Annotated in this window: 4 protein-coding genes and 1 pseudogene; all 5 read left to right on the top strand. The window is 36.6% G+C overall.

Annotated elements, in window-relative coordinates:
- The first annotated feature begins 94 nt into the window (after positions 1-94).
- Complete coding sequence (locus tag RZN25_14900) at positions 95-2,359, top strand: PQQ-binding-like beta-propeller repeat protein (protein MEQ6378105.1); 2,265 nt, start codon at positions 95-97, stop codon at positions 2,357-2,359.
- 526 nt (positions 2,360-2,885) lie between these two features.
- Positions 2,886-3,047, top strand: a pseudogene (locus RZN25_14905) (IS4 family transposase).
- Between the two features lie 98 nt (positions 3,048-3,145).
- Positions 3,146-5,104 (top strand): histidine kinase, encoded by a 1,959-nt coding sequence (locus RZN25_14910; GenBank protein ID MEQ6378106.1) that lies wholly within the window; start codon positions 3,146-3,148, stop codon positions 5,102-5,104.
- On the top strand, positions 5,085-6,218 hold the full coding sequence (locus RZN25_14915; protein MEQ6378107.1) for a response regulator: 1,134 nt from the start codon (positions 5,085-5,087) through the stop codon (positions 6,216-6,218). The genes RZN25_14910 and RZN25_14915 overlap by 20 nt, the downstream gene beginning before the upstream one ends.
- Before the next feature lie 245 nt (positions 6,219-6,463).
- Positions 6,464-11,034, top strand: a 4,571-nt coding sequence (locus tag RZN25_14920; protein ID MEQ6378108.1) for a hypothetical protein, incomplete at its 3' end; no start/stop codon positions are given.

An 11,034-nucleotide genomic window follows, 5' to 3' on the forward strand; every position in this document is an offset into this window, starting at 1 on the left:
CTTTTTATTACACATTCATAAAATTTAAGATTATAATGAATTAAATCATAGGTACTACAAATATATTAATTTTTTAAAAGAGGAGGTCAATGGAATGAGAGGTAAAACTTTAATAATAGCACTTTATTTAGTTGTTTTATTTGCCCTTGTTGGTGTAACAATATGGAATCTAAACCAAGATGGGGAGTCTACTCAAGAAGAGACAAGCAATCAAACAGAAAAAGCAAATTCTGACGATGAAACAACAAAAGAGGAACAAAATAATAACTCAAATCAGGAAGATGAAGGAAACAATTATGAAGTATATACCTACCAGGAATATACGAGAAGTGAAGCACCCGCTTTTACTGGCGAAGAACTTTTTGATCTTCCAACCAAAAACTGGATTACAAATGGTGGGAATGTTAGGAATGAAAGATATTCTCCACTCGACCAAATTAATGCTGATAATATTGCTGATTTAAAAGCGGAGTGGGTAACAAGTTTAGGCTCCGGAAGTGCAACTAAATATTCTGGAGAAGCTACTCCGCTTGTATATGACGGCGTAATGTTCGTTGTAACAGGAGAAAACAATGTGTCTGCGATTGATGTCACAACAGGGGATAAAATTTGGGAGTATGTACCTCATATTGCAGAAAAATTGGATACCGTTTGTTGTGGATGGACGAGTCGAGGAGTAGCCCTTGGAGATGGAAAAGTGTATGTTGGTTTACTTGATGCAAGACTAGTCGCCCTTGATCAAAAGACTGGAGAAGTCGTATGGGAAACAGAAGTAGCTCAATGGGAAGAAGGATATACGATTACTAGTGCTCCATTGTATTATGACGGTAAAGTTTATACTGGAGTTTCTGGTGGAGAGTATGGAATTCGCGGACGCCTAACAGCCTATGATGCCGATTTAGGAAGAGAAATTTGGCGGTTTTATACGATTCCAGGTCCAGAGGAAGTTGGACATGATACATGGCCGGCTGATAATAAAGCATGGTTAACTGGAGGTGCACCAGTTTGGCAAACTCCAGCAGTTGACCCTGAATTAAATATGATTTATTTTGCAGCTGGAAATACGTCTCCTGACTTGGATGGCTCAAATCGAGAAGGAGATAACTTATTTTCTGATTCCATTCTGGCTTTAGATGCTACAACTGGAGATTATAAGTGGCACTTTCAAGAAGTTCACCATGATATCTGGGACCTTGACCCAGCAAGCCCTGTTATTTTGTATGATGTCGAAATGGACGGCGAAATGAAAAAAGGAATAGCTCAAGCTGGTAAAACGGGTTGGGTATACTTTTTAGATCGAACAAATGGAAACCCATTGGTAGGGATTGAAGAAAAAGAAGTACCACAAAATGAAAATCAAAAAACCTCTCCTACGCAGCCTTATCCAAAAGGAGATGCGTTTGTACCACAAACGGTTACTCAAGAAGATGTGGAAAGAGATTTTCCTAAAGAATTTAATGGTAAAATAGGTAATATTTTCACCCCATTCTGGGATGAACCTGTAACCGTAAGACCGTCTCCACAAGGGGGAGCAAACTGGCCACCATCTGCGTTTAATCCAGATACGGAATATTTTTATGTGTTAGGCAATGTCAACTATTTTTCCTTAAACCATGAACAAAGTTCTCAGGAATTTTCAGAAGGTGACGAGTACCTTGGTAGTGTTTGGCAGCCAGTTTCAAATACACCAATGGGAGGAACTGTTTCTGCGATTGACGTGAAGACAAATAAAATTGTTTGGCAAGATAAATGGGATGCCATTGCCTATAGTGGTATTTTAACTACGAAAGGAAATCTGGTTTTTGCAGGACATAATGATGGACGATTACTTGCTTATGATGCGAAAACGGGAGATAAACTATGGGAATTCATGACCAACGCTGGAGTGAATGCACCTGCCATGACTTATGAAGTCGATGGAAAGCAATATATTTCTGTATATGCAGCAGGAAATGCTTTAGCTGGGTCTAAGCATGGAGATCGTATTTATACTTTCTCTCTTGATGGAACCATTGAGTCAGGAGAAGAAATTGATGTTAAGGAGCAACAGCCAGAAGGTACTGATAAGATAGAAGCGGATGGCACAGAAGGCACTAAACATGCTGGAGAAACAACAGATATTGCATCTGGCCAAACTATTTTTGAAAATAACTGTCTAGCTTGTCACGGAAAAGAAGGGGTGGGTGGCCACAATGGACCAAACTTAAGGGAAAGTCTAATTGCTGCCGATAGAGATAAGTTATCGAATCAAATTAAAAATGGTAGTGGGGGAATGCCTCCATTTGAGGGCGTTCTTTCCGAGGATGAAATACAATCCTTAGCAGATTATATTTTGGAAAAAGTCGTACCACAAGAATAAATAAAAAAAGTGTCAGGATCATCTATGCTTAACGTGGCCTGGCACTTTTTTCTTTGACTCTTCTTTATTTGGTGATCGTCTAATGGGCGTCAGGGATTGGGTGTGACTATTTTACAGAATAAGCAAGGTTATAAATAAAGAGAGGGAATCAAAAATCTTAAGCCTGCCAATAGACGAGGCGATAGAATGGTGAGGAATTTAATCGTCTGTCTTATGATTATGTTAAAAATTGGGCGTAGCTAGAGGATATTATCAAAGATAAGTTTTCAACCATTTATTTACTCAACTTTCGCACCAAGAAAAATGTGCCTAAAGTAACTAGCTGTATGGCTAGTAGTTGTTGAAGTATGACCCTTGACAGGAAAAACTATCATAAAAAACACCTCAATGTTTGGTATAGTGTAATTGACAAGAAAACACTACCAATACAGAAGAGGTGTCTCCCATATAATAGCGAATAAAAACTCAAAGATGCAACTACCAAATGAACATTCTTCAATTTTAAAGAGTTAAATGTGTTTAAACATCTGACCTCGATTGTGCTGTGGCATTACAGCAATTAATCGAGCTTCTTGAAGATGCTTTAAAAAACAGCAACAAACTGATCAAAAGTCAACTACAACAATGGATCGCAGGCTTACCCAACTATATCAAGGCATACCTACCTGTTTCAGTCTGCAAAAGTTGAGTTAGTAAAATATACTGAAATCATTAATGGTAAACAAATAAATGGAACTTACTTATTATCAATAGATAAAATGTAAGCAACTAGAGAGGGTTTGTGACTTGAGTTGGTCTAAGAAACTTTTTATATTAGTCACGTTTGTTTTAATTAATGGTTTGGTCATCTATTATTGGAACGTTTTGAATGAAGAAACTGTAGTCAAAAGAGGTGAGGTTAACCTCTCACAATCAGAGTTTTTTGAGAAAGGTTACATTGAACTGAATGGAGAATGGGAGTTTTACTGGGAAAAATTGTTAAGACCCGAAGATTTCAACCAACAAAATGAAGAGATAGATTATACACTTGTTCCAGGAAATTGGAGTCAAGATCTTCATGGTAATCAGTATGAAAATAAAGGCTTTGCTACTTATCGTATGGTAATAAACGAAATTCCTAATGAATTATATTTTGGTTTAAAAAAATCGAATATTCGTAATGCAAGTAAAATTTACATAAATGGAGAGATTGTGTTAGAAGATGGGCATGTTTCACAATCGATTGAAGATAGCATACCAGGAAATAATTCGGAAATTATTTATTTTGAATTGCATGATGAAACGGCTGAAATTATTATCCATGCTTCTAATCATGAATATATCGTTGGTGGTATTTCCAAACCAATTCTATTTGGGTTGCAACAAAAACTAATAAGCTATCAACTACAAACGATTATGTTTGAATTCGCTATGCTAGTAGTAGTATTTATCGTCGGTATCATTTATATTATTTTGTATTTTACAAGCAGGCACTACCGTATGATGGAACCTGCAACTTTTGCGTTAGCCTTAAGTTGCCTATCCTTTGGAGTGATGGGTGGTATATATAGTGAACGCATTATTACCATTATAATTCCAGACCTAACCTTAAATTCAACCTTCCGATTTGGCCATATCGTCAGTGCTTTATCTGTCATATTTGTGTTGCATGTTGTCAATAAAATTAATGATGATTTTCTCTCAAACCGATTGAAAACTATTATTTCTGCCACTTTTGGTCTTTTCATTCTTCTTGTATTAATCTTACCGTTAAGCCTTTATTTAAGCACATTAAACTTTTATTTGTTTTTTGTCGTAGGTGTATTTTTATGGATTTGGATAAAAGTTTTCCTAATGTATTTTAAAAAACAAGATAAGGGGATCGAGAAAGTTGAGCATAATACGCTGATTGTTGCGATATTTAGTGTGTTCCTATTTTGGTTTGATCTCATGCTCTATAGTATTGGCATTAAAGCAGACATGGGAGTAGCATTTTTTTGTATGGCGATTTACAGTATTGCTTTAGCCACGTTATTAATCTATCGATATACCCTCTACTACAAAAAAAGTGAAGAACTATCCAAAGAATTACTTCAAACGTTAGATGTATTGACAGAGAGATCAAATGAGGTTAAAGAAAATGAATTAGCGTTTTTACAAGCTCAAATAAAACCGCATTTTTTGTTTAATGCCTTAAATGTGATTTCTTCTATGATATTAAAGCGTTCAGATGAAGCATATGAGCTAGTGTTATCATTGAGTGATTATTTGCGAGCAAAATTTGATTTTTATAATAAAGAGAAGTGGATCAGTATTAGAGATGAATTAGGTTTCATCTATTCCTATCTTGATATCGAACAAGCTCGTTTTGAAGAACGCTTAAAGGTGGACATTCAATTAAATGAAGATATAGATTTTGTTGTGCCACCGTTATTAATTCAACCCTTAGTAGAAAACGCTGTTCGACACGGTGTGAATATGAAAAAAGAAGGTGGGACAGTCTCGATTCATATTACAAAAATACAACAAGGTCACCTTATTAAGGTGAGTGATGATGGAGTAGGAATGACTGAAGAAAAGATACGAGTTATATTAGATCAAACATTTTCAAATGGGGATGGAATTGGATTGCAAAATATTCAAAATCGTATGCATCGTTTATTCGGGACGGGATTACAAATTGAAAGTTCACTAGCAAAAGGAACAACGATTTCAGTAATAATACCTAATCGGAGGATATACCAAAATGAAATTACTCATGATTGATGATGAACGAATGGCTATTGAACATCTAAAAACAATTCTTGAAAAAAGTCAGCAAGTGGAACTTAATGACGTAGCAACTTTTGTATCCCCAAGTGACGCTCTACAATGGGCCAAAAAAGAGCAAGCTGATGTAGCATTTGTGGATATTGAAATGCCAGAAATGAATGGATTGGTTTTAGCAGAAAAATTAAAAATCATGCAGCCTCATCTAGAAATTATCTTTGTCACAGCTTTCCAAGAATATGCGGTGGAAGCATTTGAACAATATGCATTAGACTATTTGCTTAAACCAGTCCGCCGTGAGCGAATGCTAACAACATTAAACCGAATCAATACTAGATTGGAAGAGAAAAATTCGATGGTAAAATCTCGTGAAACGGTTAGCATTAATTTATTAGGAAACTTAACCATTCAAAAAGGGGATCAAGATATTGATTTGAAATGGCGTTCTGGTAGAGTAAAGGAGTTATTTGCTCTTTTATTGCATTCTCGCCAGAAGCCCATTTCTAAATATGATATTATTGATCATCTTTGGCCAGATTTTTCAGACGAAAAAGCTATCACTCACTTACATATGACTATCTATCGTTTGCGACAATTATTACAAACACATCAATTAGATGTAGTAATTAAATTTCAAGATGAATCCTATCAATTAAGTTTAGGCGCAGCAATTGTCGTTGATGTTGATCAGTGGCATCAACATTTAAACCGACATCCTACTGTGACCTCAGGTAATATCAAAGCATGTATTGATGCCCTACATTTAAAACAGGGACGCTATATGCAGAATCTAGATTATAACTGGGCGGATAATGAACAAGCCTATCTTGAAAAAAGTTATACAAATCGATTAATGGACATCGCTCGGTTTTTGTCAGAATCCAAGCAATATGATGAAGCTATCAAGTATTATGAAGAAGCATTTCAATTAAATAGCTATGACGAGCAAATAATGATTGAGCTATTCCAGTTGTATGCACTAAAACAGCGCAATGCCGATATTGAAAGATTCTATAAAGAGATCAAGCATATCTATCAAGAGGAGCTTGTAACTCCAATGAGTAAGAAGATAGAACGGTGGTTTCGAAATTGGCAAAAAAAATTGGAATAAACTTAAATATATTAAAAATGTAGTCCTTTGGCTATGTGAGACTGCATTTTTTATGAGCAAAAATATCGAATTCTTTATGATTTATTGCTCCAAATATAACTGCGTTTTGTAGGAACATAGACTTATGTTAAGTCTATGTAGAGTGCTAATAAATATACTTATTGTAGAAAAAAGTAGAAAAAGTAGTAAAAATAGAAAAGGCAGAATACTATATATTTTTTACATAATGAATTTGGAGGGGTTTTATGAACAAGCGACATAGAAAACAATGGAACAAATGGATTAGCGTGTGGCTAATTTTCGGATTATTTGTTTCGATGATGCCAATTTCACCAAATCAAGTAGTGGCAAACACGTCGGAAACCATATCGACGGAGCCAATTACTATTGCGCAGGGAAGTAATGATTTAGGTGTTAATGATTCTTTTGATGCAAGTTTTTGGAATATCGGTCATGATGCTAGCATTCTAGCAGATCGTATTCAATTAACTCCGGCCCAAGGGGGAAAGAAAGGTTTTGCTTATTTCAATGATAGTATTCGTTTAAGTGAAGATTTATCATTTAATGCGAAATATACGTTTAACATATCAAACTCAGATTCTGCTGGTGCGGATGGTATTGCTTTTGTTATCCAAAGCGAGAGCAATACAGCCGGTGCTGAAGGTGAAGGGATGGGTTATAGTGATATTTCTCCTAGTATTGTGGTGGAAATAGATACGTATTATAACCCTGGGATTGACCCATCAGATAGTCATATTGCCATTATGAAAAATGGGGACTATAAAAATCATTTAACTTATGAAAACTTACCTACTATTGATAAAGATACAAAACTATACTCCGTATGGATCGATTACACTGCGGGTAATATGAAAGTATATTTTGCAGAAGACTCAACTGGAAATACACCAAAACCATCAGCTCCATACCTAGATAAAAATATTAACTTACAGGATATTTTTGGCGAAACGAAAGATGTTTTTGTCGGATTTTCATCTGCGACAGGCGGTTCTTACTCAAAACATGAAATTTCAGGCGTGTTTTTTGATAGTGAATACACCTCATCTGGTATTGAAGAAAATGATAAGTATATGCAAGCACCTAAACCAAATGCCCCAGCAGCTATGACTGTAACGAAAGCAAAGGATGAAGCGATAACCGTTACGCCTGAAGCAGGGAAAGACTATGTATTTTATGAAGATAAAACAGCTGTAAAACCAATCGGATCTGGTTCCTCATTTACCATTGATTCAAGCATGAATACGGATGGTGAATTGTATTATTATTCTATCATCGAAAATGGTGTGCAAAGTGAACGATCCACTATAGGTGTGGAAGTAGTACCAGAACAGCTAGAAATTATGTTAAATGAAAAATCTATTATGGATGGTACTTTTCATTTTGAAAATTTATCTGTCAATGGTTCAGATATTAAATCAATTTTGATAAGTTTTAATGAATCAGTATCAGCAGATGATAAAATTATTTTACCAAATGCTAAAGTTGGCTTTACTGTTTCAGATAGCTCAATCGATAACGATTACACAAAACGAATTAATTTATCAGAGTCTGTTACTACAACAGATGTTCAGAATTATTTGAGAGATGTTGGCTTCCAACTAGGTAATGGTGAACAGTCAGTGCAAGTAGTGGTTACTTCTGAAAATATTCTATACGATACTTATTACAGTATTGATACAGAACATTACTATCAGTACGTAACAGATAAAGTTTCATGGACAGATGCTTATCAGAAAGTGAAAAGTATGGAGTATATGGGGCGAACTGGCTATCTTGCTACGATCATGAGTAAAGAAGAGGATATTTTTGTGAATTCCCTGTCTGGTGGCGAAGTAGGTTGGCTTGGTGGTGCAATATTAAAACCAACTTCTGATAAGGTAAATGCTTCAGGTGGAACGGATGGTACACTTTTATACTATGAAGGGTTTGACACAAATCAAACAACCGATGCTTGGTATTGGATGAACGGACCGGAAATTGGCACGAAATTTTATGCAAGTACTGGGACAAGAGACTTAGAAAATAACTTTGTTCAATCTGTTGATGAATTGGATGCTTCATCACTAGAACAAGGCTATTACTTTAACTGGGGAGAAAAAGTAGGTTGGGAAAACCAATCAACGGAAGAAGACAAAAATGATTGGCGTGAACCAAATACGCAAATTGGACCCAATGAGGATAGTATAAGTGGGACTAGTATTTCTAGCAACAAGCGTGAAATGGTACTCTCCACGTTAAGTGACCCTTCTTTGAATCGTGTAAGTAGACAAAACACAGCATTTTGGTGGAACGATCGACCAAACGATCCAACGAACAGTTCAACCTGGGATGCCAAAGGGTATTTTGTTGAATTTGGAAATTTACCAGTGGGGGAGAGCAGTGAGACAACTGTAACAACTTTTGCAGCGGATAGCTCCAAGTTAACGTTACCAAAACCAGATGCACCGAGTCCGATAACGATTACGAAAGATATGGACCAAGACTATACCGTAACACCGGAAGCTGGTCCTACTTATAAATTTTATAACAATGAAACGGATATGGAGGCAATTAGTACTGGAACTGCATTCATGATTGATGGCAATATGAATACGCATGGAAAACGCTATTATTATGCTGTGATAGAAAATGGAATCGAAAGTGATCGAGCAGCTATTGAGGTATTAATCGATGACCAGGTTGCTGAGGGGGATATCGGCATTAAAACCTCAGACGGAATAACCGATTATACGCCAGGTGTTGTCATTGATCAACATCTGGAAATTGAAATGAATAGTTATGAAACACTAGATTACGCAACTATAGTCATTCATGATTTTGAATCAGGGGACGCACTCGTTTATAGTGATCAAAGTGGTATTTCTGGTAGTTATAATCAGGATAATGGTGTTTTAACACTTAGTGGTGAAGCGACCGTTGAACAATATGAAGACGCGCTTCAATCGATTACATTTGAGACGACAGCATTGGATTCCACACAACGCCAAATATCCTTTACGATTGGGAAGGCATTATACTTTGATCCAACACAGCATTTCTATGAATTTGTGGAAGCAGAAGGCATCACATGGCACGATGCAAAAACAGCTGCTTCTGCAAAAAGTTTTTATGGTAGACAAGGATACTTAGCCACTGTTACAACGGAAGAAGAAAATGCTTTTGTCACTGAAAAATCAAGAGGAGCTGGCTGGTTAGGAGCTAGTGATGCAGATAGTGAAGGTGTTTGGGAATGGGTAACTGGTCCCGAGAATGGCCAGCAATTCTGGCAAGGTGATGGAGATGGAGCGATTACCAATGATTTATATGCAAATTGGTATGTTAAAACATGGTCTGAACCTAATAATGGTGACGGAAATGGTGAACATTATTTACACATCTTTGGTTATGGTCATAAGTATTCTAGTTGGGCGACTAATGCAATTGGTTATTGGAATGACTTTGCTGCTGAAACTACTGTTGATGGATATTTAGTAGAATATGGTGGTTTATCAACAGATAGTGTGGAACAAATTCAAGTAACCGATGATAAAATAGTTAAACTTTCTGATAGTGGAAATTATGTGGAAGTTGAAAATGGTACTGGATCAGGTATTTACCAAACAGGCAGTACGGTTACGATAGAAGCTTATACACCACTTGAAGGACAACGATTTAAGGCATGGGAAGTTGTCGAAGGAAATATTTCTATTAATGCTGTAGATTCAATGGAAGCGACATTTGAAATGCCAAATGAAACTATTAAAATACGAGCTGTTTATGAACAAATTCCGACTTATCATGTGACAGTTACAAATGGTAGTGGTTCTGATATGTATATGGAAAATGAAACTGTTACGATAACTGCAGATGAGCCAACAGAGGGACAGAGATTTCAACATTGGGAAGTTGTGAGTGGCGATATCTCTTTATTAGATGATCATGACACAACGACAACTTTTGAAATGTCTCCAGGTCCCGTAGAAATTAAAGCAGTTTACGAAGCTATCCCCACGTACCGTTTGACTGTAGAAGATGGAAGTGGCACAGGCGATTATCAAGCTGGTAAAGAAATTGAGATAATTGCTAATGAAGATGTAGAGAATGGGAAAAAGTTCAAGAAATGGGACATAACAAGCGGTGACGTAACGCTATCAGACTTAAGTCAGTCAACTACCACATTTGTAATGCCGTCAGAGGCGATAACGATCGAAGGGGTATATACGTATTCGTTAACGGCAACGGGTGGTAGTGGATCTGGTTACTATGAAGTAGGAGAAATAGTAACGATCGAAGCAGGAGAAGCGCCAGAAGGGCAAAAATTTAAAGAATGGGAAGTGACAAGTGAGAATGTTGACTTAGCAGATAGTAGCTTGATTGAAACAACGTTCACGATGCCGTCAGAGGCAGTGAAAGTCACAGCCATCTACGAAGCCATTCCAACATATCATTTGACTGTAGAAGATGGAAGTGGCACAGGCGATTATCAAGCTGGTAAAGAAATTGAGATAATTGCTAATGAAGATGTAGAGAATGGGAAAAAGTTCAAGAAATGGGACATAACAAGCGGTGACGTAAGGCTATCAGACTCAAGTCAGTCAACTATCACATTTGTAATGCCGTCAGAGGCGATAACGATCGAAGCGGTATATACGTATTCGTTAACGGTAAAGGGTGGAAGTGGATCTGGTTACTATGACGTAGGAGAAATAGTAACGATCGAAGCAGGAGAAGCGCCAGAAGGGCAAAAATTTAAAGAATGGGAAGTGACAAGTGAAAATCTTACTTTATTAGATACTAGTTTAAATAAGACCACTTT

The organism is Bacillaceae bacterium S4-13-56 (assembly GCA_040191315.1).
Taxonomy (GTDB): Bacteria; Bacillota; Bacilli; order Bacillales; family JAWJLM01; genus JAWJLM01.

What these genes read in the sequence shown, in the direction of transcription:
- RZN25_14900 (MEQ6378105.1), top strand. Translation starts at nt 95, where the DNA reads ATGAGAGGTAAAACTTTAATAATAGCACTTTATTTAGTTGTTTTATTT.
- RZN25_14915 (MEQ6378107.1), top strand. Translation starts at nt 5,085, where the DNA reads ATGAAATTACTCATGATTGATGATGAACGAATGGCTATTGAACATCTA.